This is a genomic window from Streptomyces sp. NBC_00285 (assembly GCF_036174265.1).
GTDB lineage: Bacteria > Actinomycetota > Actinomycetes > Streptomycetales > Streptomycetaceae > Streptomyces.
The window spans coordinates 7,443,239-7,468,212 of the sequence record NZ_CP108055.1 but is presented as its reverse complement, the minus strand read 5'-3'; the positions used below and the strand labels follow the sequence as shown (position 1 = coordinate 7,468,212).

The window sequence follows — 24,974 nt, the reverse complement described above, 5'->3', positions numbered from 1 at the left end:
CTGGACAGGGGGTGAGCCTCAGGCTCGCGGGACCGCGGGGCCCACTTTCTGCACGAGCGCGGCCGACCAGGTGAACCCGCCGCCGCCACCGACGACGAGCGCGTACTGCCTGTCGGCAAGGAGATCGGTGCGCCGCAGGTGGTCCAGGTTCGCGAGGAAGTCGCCCGCGCCGAGATGCCCGGTCGTGTCGCGCTCGCAGTGCAGCGTCGGCACCAGCCGAGGGTCGATCGCCGCGGAGTACATGAGGTCGAGGACCTTGGGGCTCAGCCGGGGGAGCATCGTCGCCGCCACGTCGGTGATGGCCACGCCGGCCGTGTCGATGACGTCGGCGACGAGTTCGCCGATCGTCTTGATCGCGACGTCGCGGAATTCGGTGGTCCCGCCGCACCGCTCGAAGAAGGCGCGCTTGGTGGCCTTCACGTCGATGGCCGCCCGTAGTTCGTGGGGGGCGGTACCGAAGGGGTCGCCCTCGCGGTACATGGCTTCGAACTGCGGCCGGGCGCGCGAGTCCAGCGCGACGACGCGCAGAGCGGGCGCACTCGTGTCGCCGGCCTCCGGGGACAGGATCACGCAGGTGGCGCCGTCGCCGTACACGGTGTCGTAGTCGCTGCCCCACCGGTCGATGCCGCTGCCGCCGAAGGTGTCCGCGGTGGTCGCCACGCTCAGGACCGGCTCGCCGCAGGCCGTGTGCCGGACCCGCTCGACGCCGATGCCCAGCGCCGCGGCGCCCCCGTTGCACATCTGCCCGACGGACATCGGGACGCAACTCCCGAATCCGGCTTCGTGCGCGATGAAATGCGCGGGTGACCAGAAGTCGTGCCCCTGGTAGTAGGTGTGGGCGTGCAGCAGGTGACCGACGCGGTCGGGCTCGACACCCGCCTCGGCGGCAGCGGCACGGGCCGCGGCGGCGGCGAGCACCGGCGCCGGTTCGGCACCGACGTGCACGCTCGTCACGCCCAGTCGCTCGCGCTCCTCCTCGGTGATCCGCCCCGAGCGCACGGCCTCGGCGGCGGACTCCACCGCGGGTGGCAGCACGACGGCGCTGCCGATCACGAAGGCGCTCGACTCAGCCGGCGATCGCATTCGACGACTCCTGTCGTGTGTCGGCGACGATGTCCTGCTCGCTCATCGGGACCGGACTCCCGCCGGGGTCGTCGCGCCGAGCTGGCCGTACAGGTCGAGTTGGTCGTCGGTGAGCCAGTACTCGGCGATGCGCCGGTCCTCGATCCGCAGGATGTCGACGCCGCAGATCGACACCTCGGTGCCGGCGGCCGCGGTGGCCGTCGCGGGAACGCCGCCCTGCCACTCCCCGGTGAATCTCCAGCGCGCCACGACGAACTCGTCTCCGACGAGCCACGGCCCGAGTTCGGCGGCGAACCGCGCGCCGGGGCGATAGCAGCTCCGGAATCCCTCGATCCAGCCCGTGACGTCGTCGCGGGTCGTCAACGACGCCGAGGGCGGCATCCCGAAGGTCGGCAGGTGCACGGTCACGTCGTCGGCGATGAACACGGCCGGGTCCGGCCCGCCGGTGCCGTTCCACAGACCGGTCCAGGAATCCCAGATCTCCTGCCCGACATCGGTCGACGGGTTGCCTGCCAGGGATGTTGTCGGTCGCATCGTCCTTCTCCTTCGGTGTCGGCGGCCAGAATCGTCGCCGCGCGCCGCCGTCAGGCTCCATCGAGGTGAGGAATGGCCCAGCCGGTCCATGGGGAGACGACACATCGCTGTGCCGCTCACGAGCATGAACTCGCCCTCGCCGCAGCCCAGTCGGTCAAGGCCGAACCCGATCGCACTGATGCCGGTAACAGGGACGGCGGGTGGTGGCCGCCGTCCGGCAGAACCGACTATAGCCAAGAGCGACGCCCACCACAACCCCTAAGTAAGTAGATGCATACAAGTTCACCAGCTTCGACGAACACGTCTCCACCTGCGGAAACTCTGCAAACTACGAGGTCACCGCATCCCCTACCTTCCAGACTAGTTAGTGGTAACTTCCAAGTGGTGGCGTCATCGCGACGAGGAGAAGGGACGAGGGGACGAGTTGCGGTGGTGAAGGCACCGGAGACAGCGAAGACACCTGCCGAAGGGGCTGCCGGGGGCGGGCGGGGCCCCTGCACAGGTACCCCGCGAAGGCACCCCCCGAATATCATGATCCGTTACGAACTCGTAGAATGAGAAAGCAGTCGTATGACATAATGAGTCATGCAAAAAATCCGCATGTCCGCAGCACAGCGACGAGCCCAGATTCTCGATATCGCCATGTTGGAATTCTCCCGGACCGGACTCTTCGGCACCTCTGCCGAAGTGATCGCCAGGGCGGCAGGCGTTACTCAGCCGTACGTCTTCCGACTGTTCGGCAGCAAGACAAAATTGTTCACCGAATGCGTTCGCATTTCGTTTGCGCAATCGACGACACGCATGCTGGATGCGGCCGAAGGTCTGTCCGGAGTCAACGCGCTCATCGCGATGGGTAATCAGTACCGATCGAATCTTGAGAACAATCCCGATGTGCTGATCCAGACCCAGGCTTTCGCCGCCTGCGCGAACGACGAGGTACGCGAGGCCGTCCGGGAAGCCTACGGCGACCAGTGGCGGCAACTGTCCGAGCGAGCCGGTGTCGATCCCGTGCAGATGAAGATCTACATGTCGCTTGGCCTGCTGCTGAACGACCTGACGATGATCGACGCCAAGACGTCGGCGAGCAAGGACGAGCAGTGGGTGCAGGATGCCTACACCGGAATCGACGCCTCTGTTTATGCCGCCTTGGGAATGCTGGACAAAACCGGAATGTAACCGTGCAATCACGCGTGAGGCTGCCGGCAGCCGTTTCCTCCTCGACCTGTGCGTGAGGTGGGAATGCGCCATGAGCAGACTGTGCGTCCACCGGACAGGCCGACGCTCACCCGGTGCACGTCATATTCTTCGAGAATTCCATGCCGTCGCGCTACGACCTGACGTCGAGTTGCGGCCGGAAAGCCCCTTTGTGGTGCCGATCCCACGGGTCTACGAGTCTCCCAGCTTCCGCAAAGGTCTCGCGCAAATAAACCCGGCGCAAAAATCGCCATGCCGCCCGCGAGGCTGCTACAGAGACCAGCATGAATTCCTCACCTGCGGAACCGGATGAATTCCCGTGAACCGCCGCCCACAAGGCCGGCCGTGGATTATCCGGGTGCCGTCGAGGCTCAGAGGACAGCCGTCGCTGCCGGAACGGAGAGCGCGACCACGAGCAGGTCCTCCCGCACCACCCAGCGGCCTCGGAGCAGCGGGGCTGTCCGGCCCTGTGGTGTCAGCGAGATCACTGCAGCCAGTGTGCCCTCCGGGTCGACCTCGATCTCCACGTCACGGCTGTTCAGCGGCTGTCCGGTCAGGGTGTACCAGGCTTTGTACGCTGCTTCCTTGGCGCAGAAGAGGAGTCGGGTCCACGCGACGGAAGGTCGCACCATGTCCAACTCCCGTGCACGCTCGACCTCGGCCGGCAGCAGCGACAGCCGCCCGGCCCCGGCGGGAAGCGGCTTGTTGGGCTCGGCATCGATGCCGATGGCGGCGATGTCCAGCCTGAGTGCCACGGCGCTCGCCCGGTAGCCGACGCAGTGGGTCATGCTTCCCACCACACCCGCGGGCCACTGGGGTGCGCCTGCCTGGTCCGGGAGAAGTGCGGCCGGGGGGAGGCCGAGCGCCCCGATCGCCTGCCGCGCGCCGTACCGGACCGCCGCGAACTCCTGCCGGCGCCGCACGCCTGCATGCGCGATGGCTTCGGACTCCTGCGGCAGCAAGGCCTCAAGGGCGAGCTGGTCCTGCTCCCCGAACGATTCGGCCCCCCTGGCACCGGCCGGCAGCACCTCAGAGATCATGGACGCCGGCTTACGCGGGATGCCGCGTGCACAGGACAGTTCCTGGAGTCTGCCGGAGAACTCCGCCACCCAGTTCGCGAGGATCTCAGGAGTGACCTGAGGCCCTTGTCCCCTGTGCCGAGCCGACGGGATCACAGGCGCTGTCCCGGTTTCACGGTTCGAGTCGTCATCTCGGTTCCCGTTCCGATCCGCTCGTGTTCCGATCAGTGCTTGTTCTGGGGCGCCAGGCGGTGGCACGTCACTTCAGGCCGGGACGCGGTTTGAGCATGCAGCTGACCCGGCATGAGCACAGGAGTCGTCCTCTCTCATCGGTGAGTTCGACGTTGTAGGTGGCCATGGAGGAGCCGAGATGGCCGGCCCGGGCGGTGCCGCGCACCGTTCCGCCGCGGGCCGAGCGGTGGTGCGTCGCACTGACCTCCACGCCCACAGCGATCCGGCGGGTGCCCGCGTACATGGCAGCGGCCGTGGAGGCCAGCGTCTCGGCGAACGCGATCGACGCCCCGCCGTGCAGCAGGCCCTGCGGCTGTGTGTTGCCCTCCACCGGCATTGTGCCGACGACCAGTCGGGCGGAGGCCTCCTCCAACCGGATGCCCAGCTTCCAGTAGAGGCCGCCGGCTCCCAGTCCGGCCTCGCGCATGAGCGTGTCGAGGTTGTCCGGCAGGTCGTCCGGCAGGACCTCGGCCATGAGTTTGAATTCCTTGATGCCGATGGGCTGTGTCATCGCGGCGGTCTCCTCGTAGCAGGCGCGTTCATGAGCACAGATCCGCGGGGGGCCGATGCGGATACAGCTGTTGTGCGGCTTGTTTCGACAGGCGGGCCGGCCCGCGCCCCCGCGCGGCTGATCGCGGTCATCGCAGACATCGCAGACATCGCGGCGGCAACGTATCTGCGGGCGGTGGTCGGCGCTCTGTGAGGGTGGGCGTGCTCACGCGTCGCCCCACATCTGTCATCCACAGCACTGGGAGAGTCGCGATGCCTCAGCGAAAAGTAGCCATGGTCACCGGCGGGTCACGCGGTATCGGTGCCGCCGTGGCTCTGCGTCTGGCCACGGACGGCTATGACGTGGCGTTCTGCTACCACTCGAACCGCGAGCTGGGCGAGGACGTCGCCGAGCAGCTACGACAGCGCGGAGCCGGCGTCTACCACGATGCGTGCGATGTCACCGACGCGGAAGCGGCTGCGGCGTTTCTGGCCAAGGCGGAGGCCGAACTCGGGCCGGTGAGCGCGCTGGTCAACTCGGCCGGCATCATCCGCGACAACCCGATGGTGCTCATGCCGTCGTCGGACTGGCGGGCTGTGATCGACACCAACCTCGGCGGCACCTTCAACTTCTGCAAGCCCGTCGCGTTCGGCATGATGAAACGCAAGGCGGGAGCGATCGTCAACATGTCCTCCGTGGCCGGGGTGTTCGGCCACGCCCGGCAGACCAACTACTCGGCCGCGAAGGCCGGGGTGATCGGCATGAGCAAGGCGCTGGCGAAGGAGGTCGCACGAAGCGGCATCCGTGTCAACGTCGTCGCTCCGGGGTTCATCGAGACCGACATGACAGCCGGCCTCACCGACAAGGCCCGCCAGGAGGCGCTCAGCAGCGTTCCGTTGGGCCGGTTCGGTACGCCCGAGTCGGTTGCGGAGATCACCGCTTTCCTGCTCTCCGACCGGGCCGACTACATCACCGGGCAGACGTTCCAGGTCGATGGGGGGATCGCTTTGTGAGCACGGCTCCGCGTCGGCTCGGCGCCGATGAGGCCGGGAGTGCCGATGTCCCCTGATCAGCTGTCCCCTGATCACCCGGCCGGCCCGGCGGACGAGGACCTGTTCGCCGCGTTGGTACGGGTTTCGGGAACGGTCCCCGAAGCCCTGAGGCTGTCCGTCCACGGTATGGCCGGACTGTTCGCCCGGGCAGAGGGCGACGTCGCGAAGGGCGCCTCGGCACAGGAGCGCTGATCAGCCGTCACCGAGGTGATCCGCACCCAGGGGCAGGGTCCGCCTGCTTGAGCGGTGAGCATGGCCGCCTGGTCGTTGCAGGCGGCCCCCTCCTCGAACAGCCCTGCGATGGATTCCATCTACCTGACCCATACATCTTTAGTTGTTTCACTCGGCAATACTCTCTCATTACTACCTCTTGACAAGCGCGCGAGCAGTTCAGAATCGTCTTGACACTCGACTCTCGGACTAGCTAGGCTCGCATCGAAGGAAGTAGTTAACACCTACTATATTTCACGGCACGGGGGCGTACCACAATGCGCGGAGTTCTGCACAAATCACCCGCAGAGGTTTTCACCTCAACTAAAGGCAGCAGCGCGGCCACAGGCCCCTGACCATGCCTTATGCACCGCAAGCCACAGTCTGCCGGACGGTCTTCCCACCCGGCCGCCGCTAAGCGGAATTCATCACTCCATTCACCGGAGTTCGTTCTCGCGATAATTGCGCAACGCACTCCGAAGACTGACTCCTGTTTTGACAATGCGGTCAAGCTGGACGATCAGTGTTCCTTCCACGCCGCTGCCGCATCACTGCCGCACCGCCCTTTATCGGTGGCAATCGCGCATAGAGGCCGACGGGGATTTCAGTGTGCCGGCAGCAGCAGGACGCGCCCATCGATTGCGCGCGGCTGTCCGCCGGCCCGGTCGTCGGCATCAGCCGAGGTCCCGCACGGTCTGTGCCGGTTGTGGCCTTCTCACGCATGTCCCAGAGAGGGGAATCATGAGCGAGTCGTACGACGTCATCGTGAACGGAGCAAGCATCGCGGGGTGCACGGCAGCCGTTCTGTACGCCCGGCGCGGCGCCAGGGTCGCCCTCCTGGAACGCCGCTCCGACATGTCCGCCTACAAGGTGCTGTGCACGCACTTCATCCAGGCCTGCGGATACCCCGCGCTTGCGGAACTCGGAGTGACCGAAGAGCTGGAAGCTGCCGGCGCGGTCCCCAACTCAGCCCGCTACTGGACCCGTTGGGGCTGGATACGGCCCGAGCGGGATCCTCGCCAGCGCAGCCTGCCCTACGGGTACAACGTCCGGCGCCAGACCCTGGACCCGATCCTGCGACGGCTCGCGCAGGACACCGACGGAGTCGACCTGTTCCTGGGGCACACCGTCGACGGCGTGCTCAAGGAGGGCGACAGGGTGGTCGGGGTCACCGCGACGGCGAACGGCGAGCGGCGGGAGCTCCGCGCGCGGCTCGTCGTCGGTGCCGACGGGAAGGACTCCGCGATCGGCAGGTTCGCCGGGGCCGCGGTCAAGACCGTCGACAACGAACGCTTCAGCTATTTCGCCCACTTCAAAGGACTGCCTCGTCCTGCGGGCGACATGACGCTGTCATGGTTCCGCGAGCCCGACGTCGCCTACGCGATGCCGAACGACGGCGACATCACCCTCGTCGCGTGCATCCCGTCCAAGGCCAGGCTCCCGGAGTTCAAGGCCGATCTGGAGGGTTCCTACCGCGCCTTCGTGAAGTCCCTTCCCGAAGCACCCGACCTGGACCAGGGCGAACTCGTCGGCAAGATCGTGGGAACCGTCAACTACCCCCTGATCGTTCGTGAACCCGTCGGTCCGGGCTGGGCCCTGATCGGCGATGCCGCGCTCACCAGTGACCCCCTGTGGGGGGTGGGCTGCGGCTGGGCGCTGCAGAGCGCGCAGTGGCTGGTTGCCTCGACATCGACCGCTGTGCAAGGGGCCGATGGCCTCGACCGGTCCCTGGCCACCTACCGCAGCCGCCGCTCGAAACTCAAGGGCTATCAGTTCCTGATCTCCGACTACGCCTCCAGCCGGCCGTTCAACCACGTCGAGAAGCTGATGTTCTCGGCGGCCGCACGTGACCCGAAGATGGCCCGGCACTTCCACAGCTTCGGCTCACGCCTCATCGGAACCGGGGCGTTCCTCTCACCGCCTTCGATCGCCAAGGCGGCCCTGGTGAACCTCCGCCACCGGCTGCGTCCTGCTTCAGGGCTGCAAGCCGGCGGCGCGTAATGCCTCCCCTGCCCACGTTGGACCCCCACTTTTCAGCGAAGGGAAACGTCATGCCTCAGACCAGCGAGAACCTGATCCGGACAGAGCGACTGGAGGCGCTGCGGACCATCGTCGTCCAGGTGCTCGAACTCGGACCTGACGAGCTCACGGAGACCAGCCACTTCGTCGACGACCACGACGCGGACTCGCTGCTGGCGCTGGAGATCCTCGCGCGGATCGAACTCGACCTCGGGGTGGCGATCCCGCAGGAGGATCTGCCCGAGATGGTCACGCTGACGGCCGTCTACGACGTCGTCGCCCGCAACGCCGACTGGGAGATATCCCATGCGTGACACCACCGCACGCCGGGTCGTGGTGACCGGGCTCGGCGCCGTCAGCAGTCTGGGTATCGGTGCGCATACCTTTGCCGCCGGGATCCGTGAGGGCCGCAGCGGTGTGTCGCCCATCCGTGGGTTCGACGCGAGCGGGTTCCCACGCACCATGGCCGGCGAGGTCCACGACTTCGAACCCCGCAGCATTCTGCGGCGCCTGGACCCCGAACAGTGGGGCCGTAGCGGGCTGTTCGCCGCATCCGCCGCCCGGCTGGCCCTGGAGGACGCGGACATCGACCCGGCCCTGGTGTCCAGGGCGCACACCGGCTCGGCCATCGGCACGACCAGCGGCGAGTCCGCCGTCATCGAGCAGCTCACCGAGCAGTGGGTCAAGGACAGCTTCAAACGGCTGGACCCCGCTGCCATCCGTAAGGTGCCGGCAAGTCAGATCGCCACCGCGGTCAACGCCGAGCTGGGGCTGTCCGGGGAGGCTCAGACCATCGCCACGGCCTGCTCCGCGAGCAACTACGCACTCGGGTACGCCTACGACATGGTGCGCAGCGGAGAAGCCGACTTCATGTTCAGCGGCGGTGCGGACTCCATCAACCGGTGGGCGCACGCCGGGTTCTACCGGCTCGGCGCACTCGCCGAGTCCGTCTGCCGCCCGTTCGACGCGCACCGCAGCGGAATCCTGACCGCGGAAGGAGGGGTCGCACTCCTGCTCGAACCTCTCGACCATGCGGTGGCCCGGGGCGCCAGGATCTACGCCGAGGTGCTGGGGTACGGCGTCAACTGCGATGCGCAGCATCCGGTGTCCCCCGATCCGAGCAGCATCGCCGAGTGCATCCGCGCCGCGCACCGCAACGCGAACGTGGAGCCGGACCAGATCGACTACATCTGCGCGCACGGCACGGGTACGCCCACCAACGATGCCACCGAGGTCAAGGCCGTACGGGAGGTGTTCGGGGACCGTCTGCCGCCGATCAGTTCGATCAAGTCGGCGATCGGTCACACCATGGGTGCGGCCAGTGGTTTCGGTGCGCTGATGTGCTGCCTCGCGCTGTACGAGGGGTTCCTGCCGCCGACGGCGAACGTCACGGAGACCGATCCTGCGCTGGGTCCAGGGGTGGACCCGGTGCCGGGCACGGCGCGGCCGGCTGCCCCACGCATCGTGCAGAACCACGGGTTCGCGTTCGGCGGGAACAACGCCATCACCATCCTGGGAAGGGCGGCATGAGCACCCTGACTGCACCAGTGACCACCGTGACACCGCTGCTCATCACCGGTACCGGGGTTCTTTCCTCGGCCGGGCAGGGACTCGGCACGCTGCAGCCGTCCCTGTCCTCGGGTGATGCGCCGCGGGCGGACCTTTCACAGATCTCCGACGATCTGCCGCCGATCGCCCTGCAGGCCGTTGCCGATCTCAATGCCGAGGAGTACCTCGGCGGCAAGGGCATCCGCCACCTGGACCGCACGACCAAGCTCGCTCTCGTGGCGTGTGCCCGTGCGCTGGCCGGGCTGCCCGTACCGTTGACCGATCACGACAAGCCGCGCACCGGTGTGGTGATCGGTACGAGCACGGGCAGCATCCGTAGTTCCAGCGAGTTCTCCCGAGACACGCTCGTCCAGGAAAAGCCGTACCTGGTGCGGGCCAACCTCTTCCCCAACTCGGTCATGAACTGCTGCGCCGGGCAGATCGCCATCCGCTCCAAACTGCGCGGGGTCAACGCGACGATCGCCGGGGGCAGGTTGTCGAGCCTCAACGCGATCCGTTACGCCCGCAACGCCATCGCGGGCGGCCACGTCGACCGGGCGTTGGTGGGGGGCGTGGAGGAACTCTGCCCGCAGTCCGCCTGGGGATGGCACCTGTCCAAGGCGCTGTCGGGCGAAGCCGCCGTCGGCGAGGGCTGTGCCGTGTTCATGGTCGAACGGCCCGAGGACGCGGCAGCGGCCGGACGGCCGGCACTGGCACAGGTGCTGGCCTGTGAAGTGTCGTCAGCGGGGGCCGGTGTGCACCATGTCAGCCTCGCCGCGGCGTTGACGCAGTGCGTCGAACGTGCCCTACGGCGCAGCGAGGTGTCCGCCGACCAGGTGAGCGCCGTGTCCCTGGGGTGCAGCGGCCATGTCGGTCTCGAACGCATCGAGGAACGGGGAGTGCGCGGGGCTCTGGGAGCCCTGCCGGACCGCACGTTGCGCATCACCCAGCGGCTGGGCGAGACCTTCAGCGCCAGCGGTTCGCTCCAGCTCGCCGCGCTGCTGGCGGCCTGGCAGGAGGAGCCGGGGAAGGATGAGGTCGCCCTGGTGACCTCGGTCGGCACGGAGGGGAACGTCGGCTGCCTGGTGGTCCGCAGCCCATCCGCCCCGCTGTCCGACTGAGCCGGGGAGCCGGACGTGGCACACACTGCCCCTGCCGACACCGACGTGGCCGAACTGGTGACCACCTGCCTGCTAGGGGATCAACAGGCTTGGGTCCGGCTCGTCGACCACTTCACACCGCTGGTGTGGACGATCGCACGCTCGCATCGCCTCTCCCCCGCCGATTGCCAGGACGTCTACCAACTGACGTGGCTACGGGCCGTTCAGCACCTTCCGCAGCTGCGCGAGCGCGGGCAGGTGGCGGCCTGGCTCGCGACCACGGCACGTCGGGAGTGTCTCAAGCACATCGAGCGCAGTCAGCGTCTCGTTCCGGTCGGCGACAGTTCCGTGTTCGACACCTGTGCACGAGATGCGGAGCATCCCGACGAGCAGGCGCTGCGGCGTGCAGACGCCGGCGAAGTCCTGTCCGCCTTCCGCCGGTTGCCCAGCCGCGACCAAGAGCTGCTGGGTGTCCTGATGGCCGATCCGCCACCGAGCTACGACGAGGCCGGCCGACTGCTCGGGCTGCCACGCGGGTCACTCGGCCCGCTGCGGCAGCGCGCGCTGGGCCGGCTGCGGGTGCTGCTCGCGCAGCCCGTCCCGTGAACGAACCTGCTGTGCGTCGATCCTGACGGGCAACCGGTATCCGCTCCGTGGCACCCCCGAGGTCACCGAGTCGTCGTCGGACCGGCCGATCGACACCGGCCACCAGGCGGTCATGAACGTCCCGGCCACCGACTCGTCACAAGGTCCCGAGGAGACCGCACCGACAGGACGTCAAGCCCTCGTCCCGCGTGATCGTTCACGCACGGCCGTCCGCACGCGGGACGAGGGCGGCGGTCCGCCCAGGTGATTCCCCCCTGCGCATCCCGCCGGTCATCGCCACCGCGGGGTACGACGACGGGTACGGCTGTGGGCTGTGGGCTGTGGCGAAGGAGATCAGCCGGTGAACACCCCTGGTCCCGCACGGAGTTCGGCGGGCCGGTCACCGGGCTCGGACCGGACGGGAGAGGCACGGCGGCCGGCTGCCCGACGAACCACTGCATCCTCATCATGACGGACGCATACGGCGTGTCCCCCGCAATCCCCTCCACCGGCCCCACGGACGGGAGGACCGCCGTACGGCTGTCCCCGCTGGCGGCGGACTTGCGAGGCCCGACATGTCCGGTCGGCCGCCGAGGCCGGCGAGGGGGTTCGAACTGGTGACCACGCAGGGCCGAGGTTCCCGGGCAGGGCGGGTGGGGCATCATCGACTTCCCTTCCCCCACTCCGACTTCAGGGAGCCCCCACATGCTCCGCGGCATCGATGTCAGCGCCTACCAGTCCTCGTCGTACGACACGGACGGTCTCTCCTTCGCCTTCGTCAAGGCGACGGAGGGCCGCTCCTACGTCAACCCGAAACTCTCCGCCCAGACCAAGCACGGCCGCGACGCCGGTCTGGTCGTCGGCTTCTACCACTTCCTGTGGCCCGGCAACCTCACCGCGCAGGCCGAGTACTTCGTGAAGCACGCCCCCGAGAAGGCGGGTGACATCCTCGCCGTGGACTGGGAGACGACCGGCGAGGGCACCCACGCGTCCAACGCGGAGAAGGACGCCTTCATCCGCAAGGTGAAGCAACTGCGCCCGGACAACCGGGTCGTCCTCTACACGAACAGGAACTACTGGCTGACGTTCGACACGACGTCGTACGCCGGCGACGGTCTGTGGATCGCCGACTACGTCACCGCGGGCAAGCCCCGCATCAAGGCCAAGTGGCGCTTCCACCAGTACACCGACGATCCTCTGGACAAGAACGTCGCCGACTTCGCGAGCAAGTCGGCGCTGCGCGAGTGGGCGGCGAAGTAGTCGTCGCAAAGAAGTGGGGAGCTTCGTTCATGAGTGGGACGGTTGCCGCGGTCAGCAGGAACGGGACGTACTCCTTCACCAAGCCGAACCGGGAGAGCGTCACGCTGCTCGCCGGTTTCGGGGTGGAGGGGGACGTCCACGGCGGGGCGACGGTGAAGCACCGTTTCCGGATGGCGATGGATCCTTCGCAGCCCAATCTCCGGCAGGTCCACCTCATGCACGAGGAGCTGTTCGAGGAGGTGCGGCGGGCCGGGTTCGAGGTGACGGCCGGACAGCTCGGTGAGAACGTCACCACCCGCGGCGTCGATCTGCTCTCCCTGCCCCGGGGTACCCGGCTGCTGCTCGGGGAGACGGCCGTCGTCGAGATCACCGGGCTGCGGAATCCATGTGCGCAGATCGACGGGTTCCGCAAGGGGCTGCTCAAGCAGGTCGTCGGGCGGGACGAGGACGGCCGGGCGCGGTTCAGGTCCGGGGTCATGAGTGTCGTCGCCGTCGGGGGCCTGGTGCGGCCCGGGGACCCCGTCGTCGTCGAACTGCCTGCCGGGCCGCACCGGCCACTGGACATCGTCTGAGCGCACGACGGGCCGCCTGCGCCGCACCCGGGGGTGTCAGGCGCAGGCGGTACGCCTCGTTCTCCCGCTCGGGGTCCGGGCGTCGCCGTGCGGTCGCGTGCCCTATCCCCCGAACTGCGCCGTACGCTCCCGGCTCGCCTGTGCCAGCGCCTTGGTGACGGCGTCGACCCCGGCCTGCAGTCCGTACACCGGCGTGTCCGGCTGCTGACGCCAGGACTCGTCGAGGCCGCCCGCGTCGACGGTGTCGAAGCCGAGTTCGTCGATGAGGGCCCGCACCTTGTCCTTGGCCGGCCCGTCGTCGCCCGCGACCGGGAGGGCGATGCGCTCGGGGTCGCCGGCCGGGCGGGGGCGGTCCAGGATGTCCTGGGCGTACGTGCCGTTGAACGCCTTGATCACCGGGTGGCCGATGTGCTCTGCCGTCCAGCGGCTCTCGGTGAGGCCCTCGTCCAGGATCGCCGCGATCCTGCCGTCCCGCTGCGGGTAGTAGTTGCCGGTGTCGATGACGGCCACCCCGTCGGACGCCCCGGCGAGGAGATCCGACGGGAGGTCCGGGATCGCCTTGAGCGGAATGGTGACGACCACGACCTCCGCACCGCGCGCCGCCTCCTCGACGGTGACCGGCGTCGCACCCGTCTCCTCGGCGAGTTCCGTGAGCGTCTGCGGGCCGCGGGAGTTGGCCACGACGACCTCGTGGCCGAGGGTGGTGAGCCGCCGGGTGAGGTTGCCGCCGATGTTGCCCGCGCCGATGATGCCGATCTTCATGACAGACCCTTCCATGACTGATGCACGCGCATGCGCTTGCGTGACCTCAACCTCGAACCGGCACGCACTATTCCGACACCGGACCGATCCTGGCCACCCGTCACCCGGACGGGCTCGTCGGCCGTCGGGGGCGGCAGGGCAGCGTGACGCCGCGGAGATGGATCAGAAGGACCCTAGCCCCCGAAGGGATCCTCCAGCTCCCCCCGCAGAATTTCCGCCGCCCCCTCCGCGTCCCCGTCCGCCACCGCCCGGACCAGGGCCGCGTGCGCCTCGTCGGCCGTGTTGGGATCGGTGGCGCGCAAGGCGGTCAGTGCGAGGAGTTCGGTCAGGCCCTCGCGCAGGACGGGGGTGAACTCCCGGAAGAGATCGGTGAATACGGGGTTGTGCGCGGCGGCGACCACGGCCGCGTGGAAGGTGATGTCCGCGTCGACGAAGGCCGCGTCGGAGGCCGCGGAGGCCGCCCGCCGGCCCTCCAGTGCGTGTTCCATCGCCGTCACGTCCTGCGCCGTACACCGTCGCGCGGCGAGGCGAGCCGCGTGGACCTCCACCGCCATGCGGACCTCGTAGACGTCCGTGACCGTGGCCCGGCGCAGTCGCGTGGGCCAGTCCTCGGCCACCTCCGTCGCGGTGACGAAGACCCCCGCTCCCTGCCTGGGCCGCACCAGCCCCGCCCCGGCCAGCGCCCGCAGCGCTTCCCGGACCGTGGAGCGGCCCACACCGAGCTCCTTGGCGAGGGTCGTCTCCCCGGGGAGCTTGGTACCGACGGGCCAGTGTCCGGCGGTGATCTGCTCGCGCAGGCGCTCGGCGGCCTGTTCGACCAGGGGGCTGGGGCGGAGGGCGCCGAGCGGCACGGCTTTCACCTACTTGTCTGAGGACTCAGAAGAATTCTACTTGTCTGAGGAGCTGAGGAGTGGATAGCGTACGGACATGACGTTCCGCGGTCTCCTTCTTCTCGGCTGCCGCGGCGGGGCCTGACGCGACCGGCACCCCGCCGCGGGATGCCGTGCTGCCGGTCCGTGCCGACCGAGCCGAAGGACCTCCCCGTGACCTCCGTCTGGAACCCCCAGCGTCCGAGCCCCATGCCGTTCCACCGCTACCGCCCCTTCGAGGACCGGGTCGACGTGCCGGTCACCGACCGGAGTTGGCCGTCCGCCCGCATCGACCGCGCGCCCCTGTGGGTCCCCGTCGACCTGCGCGACGGCAACCAGGCCCTGGCCGAGCCGATGGACACCCCGCGCAAGAGCCGTCTCTTCGACCTGCTGGTGCGCACCGGATTCAAGGAGATCGAGGTCGGCTATCCGTCGGCGAGCCGCACGGACTTCGACTTCGTACGGCACCTGGTGACCGGTGGTGCCGTGCCCGACGACGTCACGCCCGTCGTCTTCACCCCGGCCCGTACCGACCTCGTCGACAGGACCTTCGACGCGATCGCCGGGCTGCCGCGAGCCGTCGTGCACCTGTACATCGCGACGTCGCCGGTGTGGCGGGACGTCGTCCTGGGCCGTGACCGCGAGGAGGTGTGGCGGACCGTGCGGAAGGCGGCCGAGCAGATGGCGCGGCGGGCCGAGGGCACGGCGCATGTCCGCTTCCAGTTCTCCCCCGAGACTTTCAACCTCACCGAGCCGGACTTCGTCCTGGACCTGTGCGGCAGGCTGACGGAGCTGTGGGACGCGAGCCCGGACCGCCCGGTCACCCACAACCTGCCGGCGACCGTCGAGATCGCCACCCCGAACGTCTACGCCGACCAGATCGAGTACGCCCACCGCCACCTGGCCCGCCGCGACGCGGTGATCCTCTCCGTCCATCCGCACAACGACCGCGGCACCGGAGTCGCCTGCGCCGAACTCGCCGTGCTGGCCGGCGCCCAGCGCGTCGAGGGCTGCCTGTTCGGCAACGGCGAGCGCACCGGCAACGTCGACCTGGTGACCCTCGCCATGAACCTCTACGCCCAAGGGGTCGATCCCCAGCTCGACTTCAGCGACATCGACGCGGTCCGCGACACGGTCGAGCACTGCAACCGGCTGCCCGTGCACCCCCGCCACCCGTACGCCGGCGACCTCGTCCACACCGCCTTCTCCGGTACCCACCAGGACGCGATCAGCAAGGGGCTCGCCCACCACGCCCACCTGGCCGCGGAGTCGGGGGTCCCGGCGGGAGAGGCTCCCTGGAACGTCCCCTACCTGCCCATCGACCCCGCCGACATCGGCCGGTCCTATGAGGCGGTCATCCGCGTCAACTCCCAGTCCGGCAAGGGCGGCACGGCGTATCTGCTGCGTACCCGGCATGGCATCGACCTGCCCGAGCGCATGCGCCCCGACGTCTCCAGGACCGTCCAGGAAGCCACCGACACCAGCGGCCGGGAGATGACTCCGAAGGAGCTGTACGAGCTGTTCCGGGCCACGTATCTGGCGGAGTCCACCCCGGTACGGCTGCACGCCTGGTCAGCGTACGAGGAGGCGCCCGGCGTCCACCGCTTCGTGTGCACGCTGGAGGCCGGGGACCGCGTCGGCGACTACGAGGGCACGGGCGGCAGCCCGGTCTCCGCGTTCGTCGACGCGCTCGCCGGCGCCGGACACACCGTCGGCATCGTCGACTTCGCCGAGCACAGGGCCGCGAACGGGGACGGGACTGTCGCGTACGCCGAGTGCCGGGTGGACGGCCGTACGGCATGGGGCGCGGGCATGGGATCGTCGGCCGCCGTACAAGCCGTGCTGTCCGCGATGAACCGGGCGGCGAGGTGATGGAGGTCCTGCGCGCCGAGGACGTGCACGTCGTCCGGGACGGGAGGCCGCTCCTCCGGGAGGTCTCCCTGACCGTCCGGGCCGGCGAGCACTGGGCACTGCTCGGCGCCAACGGAGCCGGCAAGTCCACACTGCTCAGCCTGCTCGGCGCCCTGATCCACCCCACGCACGGCACGGTCGAGGTGCTGGGCCGGCGCCTGGGGCGGGTCGACCTGCGAGAGCTGCGCGCCCACGTCGGCCATGTCGATCCCTGCCATCCCCTCACCGCACCCCTGCGAGTCCGGGACGTCGTCCTGACCGGACTGACCAACTCCGTGGCCCCGCTCCCCCGTTGGCGGCCGACGAACGAACAGCGGGAAAGGGCCGACCGGCTCATCGGCACCCTCGGCCTCACCGGCCTGGGCGAGGCCCGCTGGCCGACGCTCTCGCAGGGGCAGCGCGGCCGTACGCTCATCGCCCGCGCCCTGATGCCGGAGCCGAGGCTGCTCCTCCTGGACGAACCGGCGACCGGCCTCGACCTGCCCGGCCGCGAGCAGCTGATCGACGCGCTGGAGACCCTGCGCCTGACGCATCCGGCCCTGGCCACGGTCCTGGTCACCCATCACCTGGAGGAGCTCCCGCCCGGCACCACCCACGCGATGCTGCTGCGTGAGGGTCGCGTCCTCGCCTGGGGGCCGGCGTCGGACATCCTCACCGGCGCGCAGGTCGGGAAGTGTTTCGGCCTGCCGTTGGTCCTGGAACGGCGCGAGGGCCGCTGGACCGTACGGTCGGGTGGCCGCGCATGACGAAGGGGCGCCCCTCCGCAACCGGACGGGCGCCCCTTTCGCGGACCTCACTTGTTCAGGAACGCCCAGAACTCGTCGAACGACAGGAGCTTGTCGCCGTTCAGGTCACGGCTCTTGATGATCGCCTCGGCGACCGACTCGGTGACGTTCCAGTCGCCGCCCTGGGCGAGAGCGGTCTTGAACTCGGCGGGCGTGATGAAGCCGTCACCGTCTCCATCGATCCGGTCGAACTGCTTGCGTGCTTCCTCGATGTCCGCCACCGATCCGCCCCTCTTTTTCGTGCCTTGCCGTCTTGCTGACGGAGGTCAGATTAACCGCCCGTCCGGGCGCGCGGTGCATCGACCACCGGGCCGGGCCCGGGGGCCACCCCCGGCGGAGTCCGGCGGGTCTGCGAGGGTTGGTCCTCCGGCGGACGCAGACACGAGGAGAGCCGTGACAAAGACCTTGCGGGACATTCTCGACGCGGCGGCCCGAGGTGTCTTCCCGCCCGCGGACGGCGGCACGACGGTGGTGCCGCAGATGTGCGACCGGGACGCGGGTGTCCTGTCCTTCACGGCTCACTCGGTCGTCTTCACGGACGAGGACCCCGAGTGGGTCCACGCCACTCTGCGCGGGCTGGACTGCGACCCGCTGGCGGCGACGATGAACCCGGTGTTCCTGGCCGCCTTCATCGCGCGGACGGGCCGCAGGTCCGAGACGGTCGACGCGATGCTGGTGGGTGAACCGCTGCCGGGTGAACCGCCGCTCGCGCTGAAGGAGATCGCGGACGCCGGGCATCCGCGGATCGTCTACGCCCGGCGGCGTCGCGACGAGATCCGCGCCTGGACGACGGAGGGCGGGGTGCTGGTGACGGGCCGCGGGATCGCCGGCCGGCTGGAGGTGTCCGTCGAGATCGACGAGGACACCCGGCACCGGGGCCTGGGCCGCGCCCTGGTGACCGCGGCCCGCCACCTCGTCGAGGAACCGCTGTGGGCGCAGGTCAATCCGGGAAACGCCCGCAGCATGCGGGCGTTCCAGGCGGCGGGCTACCGGCCCGTGGGCGCCGAGGCGGTGCTGCTCGGCACCGGGAGCCGCGGTACGGGTCGCTCTCCCCGTCACTCGTGACCACGTCACCGCCGGTCACCCGTACCGCGCGCCGACCGACCTCGCGTCAGCGGAAGATGCCGGTGTGCCCCAGCGAGTACCGCCCCGGCTGCGGGTACACCGCGAGTCCGTGCGGGCCGCTGCCGACCTTGACGCGGGCGAGCTGGGCTCCGGTGCGGGTGTCGATGGCGTACACCTCGGAGTTGTAACGGCCCGACAGCCACAGGACCTTGCCGTCGGCCGAGACGCCGCCCATGTCGGGGCTGCCGCCGTGGGGCAGGTGCCACTTCTTGGTGAGCCTGTTCCGGGTGAAGTCGAAGACGGAGACGGTCCCTTCGCCGCGGTTGGAGACATACATCTCGCGGGAGTCGCGGCTGATGTACAGGCCGTGGGTGCCCTTGCCGGTGGGCAGCAGGGTCGGCTCGGTGAACTTGTCGCCGTCCAGCACCCACATCCCGTCGGCCATCATGTCCGCGATGTAGAACCGCTTCCCGTCCGGCGAGATCTTGACGTCCTGCGGCATGGCCCCGCGGAAGGGCAGTCTCAGTTGCCCGACGACTTTCATCTTCTCGGTATCGACCTTCAGCAGCTCGCCGCTGAACTCGCAGGACACGATGAAGTACCTCCCGTCCAGGGAGAAGTCGGCGTGGTTGACGCCGTAGCAGCTGACCGGTTCGGTCTTGACCACCTTCATGGTGTGCGGGTCGCGGAAGACGAGTTCGCGGTCGAGGGAGGCCATCACGACGGCGTACTTGCCGTTGGGCGTGAAGTAGAGGTTGTACGGGTCGTGCACCTCGACCGGTGTGCCCGCCTCCCCGGTCCTCGGGTCGATGGGGGTGAGGGTGTTGCCGCGGTCGTTGTTGACCCAGAGCGTCTTCATGTCCCAGGAGGGGACGACGTGTTGGGGCTGGCGGCCCACCCGGATCGTCTCGATGACCTCGTACGTCCTCGGGTCGATGACGGAGACCGTGTCGGACTCGGTGTTGGGCACGTACACCCGGGACGGGAAGTCCTTGACCACCGGCGACAACCTGTTCGGCCGGTCCGCCGCGTAGACGTCGTGCGGGTCGAGGACGGGCGGCATCCCCGGCAGCCCCTGGACCGGCTTCCTCACCGGTTTCACCTGTCTCACCGGGACGGGAGCGGCCGCCTTGGTGCCGTGGTCCTCGTTCGTCCCGTGCCTGGTCTCGGTACCGCAGGCGGCGAGGGCGACGAACGCGGCGCCCGCGATCAGGGCGCTCCGCACGAGGTGGCGCCTCACGAGGTTGCGGTTCGCGAGCTTGCGCTTCATCGGATTGGGGGGCATCAGCTGAACAGCTCCGTGGTGGTCACCGCGGCCAGGCCGCGCCGGTCGAGTTCTTCCAGTACGACGGGGAGGGCGGCGACCGTGTCGTCGTAGCCGAAGTGCAGGCTCACCACGGATCCTTCGCGGATCTCGGCGAGGACCTTGCGGGCGACGGCGGCGGCGCCGGGCGAGGTGAAGTCGAGGGAGTCGACGTCGTAGGACAGGACATGCGGATAGCCGGCCTCCCGGGCGACCCGCGTGACGAGGGGTGTGGCGGTGGGTGTGCGGGAGGGCCGGAACCAGGTCCCGATCGACCCGGTGAGCCGCCGCAGCCGTTCGGCACAGCCGGTGATCTCCTGCCGGGCCGCGGCTTCGGGCAGGGAGTTGATGTCGATGTGGTGGAGGGTGTGGTTGCCGAGGTCGTGTCCGCCGTCGAGGATGCGTCGGGCGAGGTCGGGGTGCGCGTCGAGCCAGGTCCCGACGGCGAGGACGGTGACGCGGGCGTGATGCCGTTCGGCCTGGTCGAGCAGGGCGCGGGCGATGGCGGGGTCGCCCTGGCCGTGGAAGGTGAGGGCGACGCGGGGGCGGGTGCGGGGTCCGTGGGTGAGCTGGGCGGGGCTGCCGGGATAGCGGCGGGGTCCGGGGGCGGCGGGCGAGCCGGACGGGCGGCTGGAGGGCGCGGGATGCGCGACGGCGCCGGTGGCGGAACATCCGGCGGCGAACGCACCTCCGGCGACAAGCCCCGCACCGGCACGCAGCGCTGTGCGGCGGTCGGTCGTGGTCACCGCCCCATTTAAGGGGTCCCGTCCCGGATTCCGGTCGATTGACCCACTCAGGGGCGCGGGGCTGTGTCCCTGTGCGGCTCCGCCGCGCGGGCCAGACCGGCTATCTGTCGGCCACCCGCATCTCGAACCACGTGGTCTTTCCGCGAGGCAGCAGATCCACGCCCCACCGGTCGGAGAGCTTGTCCACGAGGAACAACCCCCGTCCGCTGATGTCCATCTCCTGCACCGGCATCAGACAGGGCAGCCCGCGCGACGGGTCACGGACCTCTATCCGGATCCACCCCCGGCGCCGCCGCATGCGCAGCCCGAAGACCCGCGCCCCGGTGTGCCGGACCGCGTTCCCGACGAGTTCGGAGACGAGCAGGACGGCATCCTCGGTCATCCTGGGGGTCAGTCCCCACTGACGGAGAACGATCACCTGCGTCAACCGCCGTGCGGCTGCCGCGGACTCCGGCCGGGAGGGCAGCGGAACCTCTGCCTCCGTGGGGTTCCCGAACAGTTCGAGCACCTTCAGTGCGTGCTCGTCCTCGACCGCCGGAGACCAGCGCGCCGCCGTAGCACGGCCATCTCCCCGCGGCTGTTCGAAGTCCTCCAGCCCCGCCATGCCCCCATCATGGCCGCAGGCGGCGTCCTCCGGGGCCGTTCCTGACGAATACGCCCCCCGGAACGCGCCTCTCCGAGAAGGCCGTTCGGCATATGCCAGTGGCAATTCGGAACCGTTGACAGCCTCTCTGACCTGCGGCGGATGCTCACTGGGAGGCAATCGACGGACTCCCTCGACAAGGCAGACTTAAGGGTGCCTTAAGGCTCCCATAAACCGCCCCATCGAGGGACCTGGATGAGACATCGCGTCAATTGCAAGCGGTTCAGAGGAATTTCGCCTTACCGGGACCCTCCTCGACGAAGCTCTTCATACCCCGCTCGCGGTCCTCCGTGGCGAACAGACCCGCGAACCAGTTCCGTTCCACCGCGAGGCCCGTCTCGATGTCGGTCTCCAGACCCGTGTCGATCGACTCCTTCGCCGCGCGCAGCGCCATCGCCGGTCCCTGCGCGAGCTTCGCCGCCCAGGCGTGCGCCTCGGTGTACACCTCGCCGGCGGGGACGACCCGGTCCACCAGGCCCAGCGTCAGCGCCTCGTCGGCCTTGACCATACGACCCGTGAAGATCAGGTCCTTCGCCTTGGACGGGCCGACCAGCCGGGCGAGGCGCTGGGTGCCGCCCGCGCCGGGGATCAGGCCGAGCAGGATCTCCGGCTGCCCCAGCTTGGCGTTGTCCCCCGCGATCCGGAAGTCCGCGCACAGCGCCAGTTCGCAGCCGCCGCCCAGCGCGTAGCCGGTGATCGCCGCGACGACCGGCTTGGGGATGCGGGCCACGGCCGTGAACGAGTCCTGGAGGGCGCGGGCGCGCAGGACCATCGCGGTGTGGTCCATGCTCTGCATCTCCTTGATGTCCGCCCCGGCCGCGAACACCTTCTCCCCGCCGTACACGATCACGGCCCGTACGTCCTCGCGCCGGGTCGCCTCCTCGGCGAGCTCCTTCAGCCGGTCCTGGGTCGCCACGTCCAGCGCGTTCATGGGCGGGCGGTCGAGACGGATGGTGCCGACACCTTCGACGACTTCGAGATTCACGGTCATGCCAGCAGGTTAACGGCGACTAACGACAGCGGGCCCGGTGCGGTACCTCACACCGGACCCGCTGATCGCCTGGAGAACTACGCCTTCCACTTCTCCCACGACATGTTCCAGCCGTTGAGGCCGTTGTCCGCGGCGACCGTCGCGTCGTCGGAGTTCTTGACGACGACCACGTCGCCGATCATGGAGTGGTTGAAGAACCAGGCGGCCGGCACATCGCCGTCGTAACCGCCCTTGACGTCACGCAGCCCCACGCAGCCGTGGCTGGCGTTGTAGTTGCCGAACGCGTCGCCACCCCAGTAGTTGCCGTGGATGAAGGTGCCGGAGTCGGTCAGGCGGGCGGCGTGCGGGACGTCCTTGATGTCGTACTCGCCGCCGTAGCCGACGGTCTCACCGTTCATGCGGGTCACGGCGAGCTTCTCGCTGATGACCATCTGGCCGTTCCAGGTGTCGTAGCCGGGCTTGCCGGTGGTGACCTTGATGGTCTTTATGGTCTTGCCGTCCTGGGTGACCTTCATCGTGTGCTTCTTGGCGTCCACGACGGAGACCTGGTTGCGGCCGACGGTGAAGGAGACCGTCTTGTCCTGCTTGCCGTAGACGCCGGAGCGGCCCTCGACGCCGTCGAGGTTCAGGTCGACGGTGACCTTGGTGCCTTCCTTCCAGTACTGCTCGGGACGGAAGTCCAGGCGGTCGTTGCCGAACCAGTGGCCCTGGACGTCGACCGCGGGCGAGGTCTTGACCGTGATGGCCTTCTCGACGTCCGCGGGGCTGGTGATGCCCCGGGTGAAGCGGATGGAGAACGGCATTCCGACACCCACCGTCGAGCCGTCCTCGGGCGTGAACGTGCCGGTGAAGGTGTTCTTCGGGGTCAGGGTGGTGAAGCTGGAGTCCTCGGCCGCCGTACGGCCCTTGGAGTCCTTCGCGACCGCGTGCACCAAGTACCTGGTGCCGGAGGCGAGATGGGCGGACGGCGTCCAGGAGGCGCCGTCGGCGGCTATCTCACCGGCCACCGCGGCGCCCTTGCCGTCCTTCACCTGGACCTCGGTCAGCTTGCCCTGGGTGGCGCCGACCTTGAGGGCGCCGCTGGTGTCGACGGACTTCGCGCCGTCCTTCGGAGCGATGGAGACGACCGCCTCCGACTGCTTGGTCTCGGTGGCGGACGAATCGCTCTTGTCCGCCTTGGCATCACCGGAACCGGACCCGGAGTTTCCTCCTCCGCAGGCGGTGACGGTCAGCATCAGAACGCCGAGTATCAGCGCCGGAAGTGCCTTGGTACCGCGCCTTCGCGCGTCAACCGACGCCCCCGATATCGGTCGCACGTTCAAGTCGTTCTCCCCTCGAAGGGCCTGGTCAGGCCCGCTCCCCCGCATGTTCTACGCACGCGTTGGCGAATATTAACCGGAGAGTTTTGAGCATCGTGTGAGCCCAAGGTCACCATTCAGTCCCAACTTCAACGGAAAGTTGGACCCACCCCCCTTGCGGGTTACTTCCCCGCTCCACCCGCCTTCCATTGCTTCCAGTTCATGTTCCAGCCTCCGAGCCCGTTGTCGGGAGCGACGTTCTTGTCATTGCTGTGGACGACCTCGACGACGTCACCGATGAGACTGCGGTCGAAGAACCAGCCCGCGGGCGTGTCCGAACTGCCGCCCTTCACATCCATGAGGCCCACACAGCCGTGGCTGACATTGGTCCTGCCCGGGGCGTCCGGCGCCCAGTAGTTGCCGTGCACGAAGGTGCCGGAGTCGGTCAGGCGCAGGGCGTGCGGGACGTCGGGGATGTCGTACTCGCCGCCGAAGCCGACCGTGCGGCTGTTCATGCGGGTCACTTCCAGCATCTCGGTGACGACCATCTTGCCGTTGTACGTCGTCGTCTTCGGGGCGCCCGCGGTGATCGGCACGGTGGCCAGCAGTTCGCCGTCCCGCCGGACCTGCATGGTGTGTTCCGCGGCGTCCACGAGGGAGACCTGGCTGCGGCCGACGGTGAAGGAGAAGGTCTTGTACTGGAGGCCGTAGACGCCGGGCGCCCCTTCGACGTCACGGAGCCTGAGGGCGACCGTCACGCGCGTGCCGGGCTGCCAGTAGTGCTCGGGGCGGAAGTCGAGGCGGCCGTCGCCGAACCAGTGGGGCCGGATCTCGACGGGCGGCTTCGAGGTGACGTGTACGGCGCGTTCGACGGCGGCGCGGTCCTGGATCTCCCGGTTGAACTCCAGGGAGACGATCATTCCGGTGCCGACGGTGGAGCGGTTCTCCGGGGTGACGTAGCCGATGAAGCGCTCGTCGGGGACGTAGGTCGTGAAGGTCGTGTGCCGGGCCGAGCGGCGCCCGTGGCCGTCGAGGGCGACCGCGTCGACCGTGTACCTGGCGGCCAGCGCGAGCTGCGCCTCGTCGGGTTCCCAGCGCAGGCCGTCGTCGGAGATGCGCCCGGGCACCGCGGAGTCCTGCGCGTCCTGGGACTTGACGACGGTGACCGACTCCAGGCGGCCGCTGGGCACCCGGACCCGTAGTTTCTCCTCGGGCGGTACGCCCTTGGTGCCGTCGTCGGGGGCGACCCTGATGACGTCCTCGGGCGCCGGGGGTTTCCCGAAGCCCCCGACACCGCCGATCCCACCACCCCCGTCCGACGTACAGCCGGCGGCTCCGGCCAGCAGTCCTGCCCATGTCAGTACGGCGGCCAGAACGGCCCCCACGCGCCGAGCGCGCCCTTGTCCATGCGTCACGAGGAACCCAACGACCGGGCCCACCCCGGGGAAACGTGAGTACGAGCCCACCACCGTCCACCGACCCGGACGCGCCCCGGCGAGGCCCCGCCGGTACCGCGAAGAGCCCCCTGCCCGCCCGCTCGGAGCCGGCCACCGGTCCGTCCTTCACACGTCCCGCGCAGAGTCCGTCCACCGACCCGCCCCGGGAAACGTGAGTGCGAGGCAAGTGCTGGGCAGAACAGTGGGGAGAACGACGCGAGGGGGTGTCGCGGCCGGGACGCCGTGCGCCCTTTTCCGCGTTGTTCCA

The 24,974-nt window shown here is 69.0% G+C and carries 26 protein-coding genes; 13 read left to right on the top strand and 13 right to left on the bottom strand.

Annotated elements, in window-relative coordinates:
* Nucleotides 1–18 precede the first annotated feature (18 nt).
* Nucleotides 19–1,083 (bottom strand): 3-oxoacyl-[acyl-carrier-protein] synthase III C-terminal domain-containing protein, encoded by a 1,065-nt coding sequence (locus OHT57_RS34580; RefSeq protein WP_328750674.1) that lies wholly within the window; start codon nucleotides 1,081–1,083, stop codon nucleotides 19–21.
* 42 nt (nucleotides 1,084–1,125) lie between these two features.
* Nucleotides 1,126–1,617: an ester cyclase gene (locus OHT57_RS34575; protein ID WP_328750673.1), complete on the bottom strand. Its 492-nt coding sequence runs from the start codon at nucleotides 1,615–1,617 to the stop codon at nucleotides 1,126–1,128.
* Between the two features lie 600 nt (nucleotides 1,618–2,217).
* On the opposite strand from OHT57_RS34575, the gene OHT57_RS34570 reads away from it, so the two are divergent.
* The gene (locus OHT57_RS34570) at nucleotides 2,218–2,793 is read left to right on the top strand and encodes a TetR/AcrR family transcriptional regulator (protein WP_328750672.1); all 576 of its coding nucleotides are present in this window, start codon (nucleotides 2,218–2,220) and stop codon (nucleotides 2,791–2,793) included.
* A gap of 389 nt (nucleotides 2,794–3,182) precedes the next feature.
* Here the strand turns inward: OHT57_RS34570 and OHT57_RS34565 are convergent, their stop codons facing one another.
* Together OHT57_RS34565 and OHT57_RS34560 are read right to left on the bottom strand one after the other, a co-directional pair.
* Nucleotides 3,183–3,851 carry a 4'-phosphopantetheinyl transferase family protein gene (locus OHT57_RS34565; protein ID WP_328750671.1) on the bottom strand — a complete coding sequence of 223 codons (669 nt, stop codon included), beginning with the start codon at nucleotides 3,849–3,851 and terminating at the stop codon, nucleotides 3,183–3,185.
* A 238-nt stretch (nucleotides 3,852–4,089) separates the two neighbouring features.
* Nucleotides 4,090–4,572, bottom strand: coding sequence for a PaaI family thioesterase (locus tag OHT57_RS34560; RefSeq protein ID WP_328750670.1), 483 nt, complete (start codon nucleotides 4,570–4,572; stop codon nucleotides 4,090–4,092).
* Nucleotides 4,573–4,823: 251 nt separating this feature from the next.
* On the opposite strand from OHT57_RS34560, the gene fabG reads away from it, so the two are divergent.
* The 9 genes from fabG to OHT57_RS34515 all read left to right on the top strand — a co-directional run bounded on the left by fabG (nucleotide 4,824) and on the right by OHT57_RS34515 (nucleotide 12,897).
* Nucleotides 4,824–5,564, top strand: coding sequence for a 3-oxoacyl-[acyl-carrier-protein] reductase (fabG, locus tag OHT57_RS34555; protein WP_328750669.1), 741 nt, complete (start codon nucleotides 4,824–4,826; stop codon nucleotides 5,562–5,564).
* Nucleotides 5,565–5,609: 45 nt separating this feature from the next.
* A complete protein-coding gene (locus OHT57_RS34550) occupies nucleotides 5,610–5,795 on the top strand; it encodes a hypothetical protein (RefSeq protein WP_328750668.1) in 186 nt (61 codons plus the stop codon).
* 759 nt (nucleotides 5,796–6,554) lie between these two features.
* The gene (locus OHT57_RS34545; protein ID WP_328750667.1) at nucleotides 6,555–7,814 is read left to right on the top strand and encodes an NAD(P)/FAD-dependent oxidoreductase; all 1,260 of its coding nucleotides are present in this window, start codon (nucleotides 6,555–6,557) and stop codon (nucleotides 7,812–7,814) included.
* 50 nt (nucleotides 7,815–7,864) lie between these two features.
* Nucleotides 7,865–8,146: an acyl carrier protein gene (locus tag OHT57_RS34540; protein ID WP_328750666.1), complete on the top strand. Its 282-nt coding sequence runs from the start codon at nucleotides 7,865–7,867 to the stop codon at nucleotides 8,144–8,146.
* Nucleotides 8,139–9,362, top strand: coding sequence for a beta-ketoacyl-[acyl-carrier-protein] synthase family protein (locus tag OHT57_RS34535; RefSeq protein WP_328750665.1), 1,224 nt, complete (start codon nucleotides 8,139–8,141; stop codon nucleotides 9,360–9,362). The genes OHT57_RS34540 and OHT57_RS34535 overlap by 8 nt, the downstream gene beginning before the upstream one ends.
* Complete coding sequence (locus OHT57_RS34530) at nucleotides 9,359–10,501, top strand: beta-ketoacyl synthase N-terminal-like domain-containing protein (RefSeq protein WP_328750664.1); 1,143 nt, start codon at nucleotides 9,359–9,361, stop codon at nucleotides 10,499–10,501. Before OHT57_RS34535 ends, OHT57_RS34530 begins: the two co-directional genes overlap by 4 nt.
* A 15-nt stretch (nucleotides 10,502–10,516) precedes the next feature.
* Entirely contained in the window at nucleotides 10,517–11,086 is a 570-nt protein-coding gene (locus OHT57_RS34525) for an RNA polymerase sigma factor (RefSeq protein WP_328750663.1), read from the top strand.
* Between the two features lie 684 nt (nucleotides 11,087–11,770).
* A complete protein-coding gene (locus OHT57_RS34520; RefSeq protein ID WP_328750662.1) occupies nucleotides 11,771–12,325 on the top strand; it encodes a glycoside hydrolase family 25 protein in 555 nt (184 codons plus the stop codon).
* A 29-nt stretch (nucleotides 12,326–12,354) separates the two neighbouring features.
* Nucleotides 12,355–12,897: an MOSC domain-containing protein gene (locus OHT57_RS34515; protein WP_328750661.1), complete on the top strand. Its 543-nt coding sequence runs from the start codon at nucleotides 12,355–12,357 to the stop codon at nucleotides 12,895–12,897.
* 102 nt (nucleotides 12,898–12,999) lie between these two features.
* Here OHT57_RS34515 and OHT57_RS34510 read toward each other — a convergent pair whose 3' ends face one another.
* Together OHT57_RS34510 and OHT57_RS34505 are read right to left on the bottom strand one after the other, a co-directional pair.
* Nucleotides 13,000–13,818 (bottom strand): NADPH-dependent F420 reductase, encoded by an 819-nt coding sequence (locus OHT57_RS34510; RefSeq protein WP_443053640.1) that lies wholly within the window; start codon nucleotides 13,816–13,818, stop codon nucleotides 13,000–13,002.
* Between the two features lie 14 nt (nucleotides 13,819–13,832).
* A complete protein-coding gene (locus tag OHT57_RS34505; protein ID WP_328750659.1) occupies nucleotides 13,833–14,510 on the bottom strand; it encodes a FadR/GntR family transcriptional regulator in 678 nt (225 codons plus the stop codon).
* Nucleotides 14,511–14,657: 147 nt separating this feature from the next.
* On the opposite strand from OHT57_RS34505, the gene OHT57_RS34500 reads away from it, so the two are divergent.
* Nucleotides 14,658–16,400 carry a 2-isopropylmalate synthase gene (locus OHT57_RS34500; RefSeq protein ID WP_328750658.1) on the top strand — a complete coding sequence of 581 codons (1,743 nt, stop codon included), beginning with the start codon at nucleotides 14,658–14,660 and terminating at the stop codon, nucleotides 16,398–16,400.
* Nucleotides 16,400–17,185, top strand: coding sequence for an ABC transporter ATP-binding protein (locus OHT57_RS34495; protein ID WP_328750657.1), 786 nt, complete (start codon nucleotides 16,400–16,402; stop codon nucleotides 17,183–17,185). Before OHT57_RS34500 ends, OHT57_RS34495 begins: the two co-directional genes overlap by 1 nt.
* A 47-nt stretch (nucleotides 17,186–17,232) precedes the next feature.
* On the opposite strand, the gene OHT57_RS34490 is transcribed toward OHT57_RS34495, so the two are convergent.
* The gene (locus OHT57_RS34490; protein WP_328750656.1) at nucleotides 17,233–17,445 is read right to left on the bottom strand and encodes an EF-hand domain-containing protein; all 213 of its coding nucleotides are present in this window, start codon (nucleotides 17,443–17,445) and stop codon (nucleotides 17,233–17,235) included.
* 172 nt (nucleotides 17,446–17,617) lie between these two features.
* Here OHT57_RS34490 and OHT57_RS34485 point away from each other — a divergent pair, with 172 nt between their 5' ends.
* Complete coding sequence (locus OHT57_RS34485; RefSeq protein ID WP_328750655.1) at nucleotides 17,618–18,289, top strand: GNAT family N-acetyltransferase; 672 nt, start codon at nucleotides 17,618–17,620, stop codon at nucleotides 18,287–18,289.
* 46 nt (nucleotides 18,290–18,335) lie between these two features.
* Here OHT57_RS34485 and OHT57_RS34480 read toward each other — a convergent pair whose 3' ends face one another.
* The 6 genes from OHT57_RS34480 to OHT57_RS34455 all read right to left on the bottom strand — a co-directional run bounded on the left by OHT57_RS34480 (nucleotide 18,336) and on the right by OHT57_RS34455 (nucleotide 24,685).
* Nucleotides 18,336–19,559, bottom strand: coding sequence for a YVTN family beta-propeller repeat protein (locus OHT57_RS34480; protein WP_443053639.1), 1,224 nt, complete (start codon nucleotides 19,557–19,559; stop codon nucleotides 18,336–18,338).
* Nucleotides 19,560–19,573: 14 nt separating this feature from the next.
* Complete coding sequence (locus tag OHT57_RS34475) at nucleotides 19,574–20,338, bottom strand: polysaccharide deacetylase family protein (RefSeq protein WP_328750654.1); 765 nt, start codon at nucleotides 20,336–20,338, stop codon at nucleotides 19,574–19,576.
* 100 nt (nucleotides 20,339–20,438) lie between these two features.
* Nucleotides 20,439–20,942, bottom strand: coding sequence for an ATP-binding protein (locus tag OHT57_RS34470; protein ID WP_328750653.1), 504 nt, complete (start codon nucleotides 20,940–20,942; stop codon nucleotides 20,439–20,441).
* A gap of 262 nt (nucleotides 20,943–21,204) precedes the next feature.
* Nucleotides 21,205–21,972, bottom strand: coding sequence for an enoyl-CoA hydratase/isomerase family protein (locus tag OHT57_RS34465; protein ID WP_328750652.1), 768 nt, complete (start codon nucleotides 21,970–21,972; stop codon nucleotides 21,205–21,207).
* Between the two features lie 77 nt (nucleotides 21,973–22,049).
* Nucleotides 22,050–23,294, bottom strand: a complete 1,245-nt coding sequence (locus tag OHT57_RS34460; RefSeq protein ID WP_328750651.1) for a L,D-transpeptidase — start codon at nucleotides 23,292–23,294, stop codon at nucleotides 22,050–22,052.
* Between the two features lie 158 nt (nucleotides 23,295–23,452).
* Nucleotides 23,453–24,685, bottom strand: a complete 1,233-nt coding sequence (locus OHT57_RS34455; protein WP_328750650.1) for a L,D-transpeptidase — start codon at nucleotides 24,683–24,685, stop codon at nucleotides 23,453–23,455.
* Nucleotides 24,686–24,974: the final 289 nt, after the last annotated feature.

Excerpts from the sequence above, each read along its gene's own strand:
- OHT57_RS34540 (WP_328750666.1), top strand. The coding sequence starts at position 7,865 with ATGCCTCAGACCAGCGAGAACCTGATCCGGACAGAGCGACTGGAGGCG.
- OHT57_RS34500 (WP_328750658.1), top strand. The coding sequence starts at position 14,658 with ATGCCGTGCTGCCGGTCCGTGCCGACCGAGCCGAAGGACCTCCCCGTG.
- OHT57_RS34580 (WP_328750674.1), bottom strand. The coding sequence starts at position 1,083 with ATGCGATCGCCGGCTGAGTCGAGCGCCTTCGTGATCGGCAGCGCCGTC.
- OHT57_RS34465 (WP_328750652.1), bottom strand. The coding sequence starts at position 21,972 with ATGACCGTGAATCTCGAAGTCGTCGAAGGTGTCGGCACCATCCGTCTC.
- OHT57_RS34480 (WP_443053639.1), bottom strand. The coding sequence starts at position 19,559 with ATGAAGCGCAAGCTCGCGAACCGCAACCTCGTGAGGCGCCACCTCGTG.
- OHT57_RS34570 (WP_328750672.1), top strand. The coding sequence starts at position 2,218 with ATGTCCGCAGCACAGCGACGAGCCCAGATTCTCGATATCGCCATGTTG.
- fabG (WP_328750669.1), top strand. The coding sequence starts at position 4,824 with ATGCCTCAGCGAAAAGTAGCCATGGTCACCGGCGGGTCACGCGGTATC.
- OHT57_RS34530 (WP_328750664.1), top strand. The coding sequence starts at position 9,359 with ATGAGCACCCTGACTGCACCAGTGACCACCGTGACACCGCTGCTCATC.
- OHT57_RS34575 (WP_328750673.1), bottom strand. The coding sequence starts at position 1,617 with ATGCGACCGACAACATCCCTGGCAGGCAACCCGTCGACCGATGTCGGG.
- OHT57_RS34515 (WP_328750661.1), top strand. The coding sequence starts at position 12,355 with ATGAGTGGGACGGTTGCCGCGGTCAGCAGGAACGGGACGTACTCCTTC.
- OHT57_RS34560 (WP_328750670.1), bottom strand. The coding sequence starts at position 4,572 with ATGACACAGCCCATCGGCATCAAGGAATTCAAACTCATGGCCGAGGTC.
- OHT57_RS34565 (WP_328750671.1), bottom strand. The coding sequence starts at position 3,851 with ATGATCTCTGAGGTGCTGCCGGCCGGTGCCAGGGGGGCCGAATCGTTC.
- OHT57_RS34535 (WP_328750665.1), top strand. The coding sequence starts at position 8,139 with ATGCGTGACACCACCGCACGCCGGGTCGTGGTGACCGGGCTCGGCGCC.
- OHT57_RS34470 (WP_328750653.1), bottom strand. The coding sequence starts at position 20,942 with ATGGCGGGGCTGGAGGACTTCGAACAGCCGCGGGGAGATGGCCGTGCT.
- OHT57_RS34520 (WP_328750662.1), top strand. The coding sequence starts at position 11,771 with ATGCTCCGCGGCATCGATGTCAGCGCCTACCAGTCCTCGTCGTACGAC.
- OHT57_RS34495 (WP_328750657.1), top strand. The coding sequence starts at position 16,400 with ATGGAGGTCCTGCGCGCCGAGGACGTGCACGTCGTCCGGGACGGGAGG.
- OHT57_RS34550 (WP_328750668.1), top strand. The coding sequence starts at position 5,610 with ATGTCCCCTGATCAGCTGTCCCCTGATCACCCGGCCGGCCCGGCGGAC.
- OHT57_RS34545 (WP_328750667.1), top strand. The coding sequence starts at position 6,555 with ATGAGCGAGTCGTACGACGTCATCGTGAACGGAGCAAGCATCGCGGGG.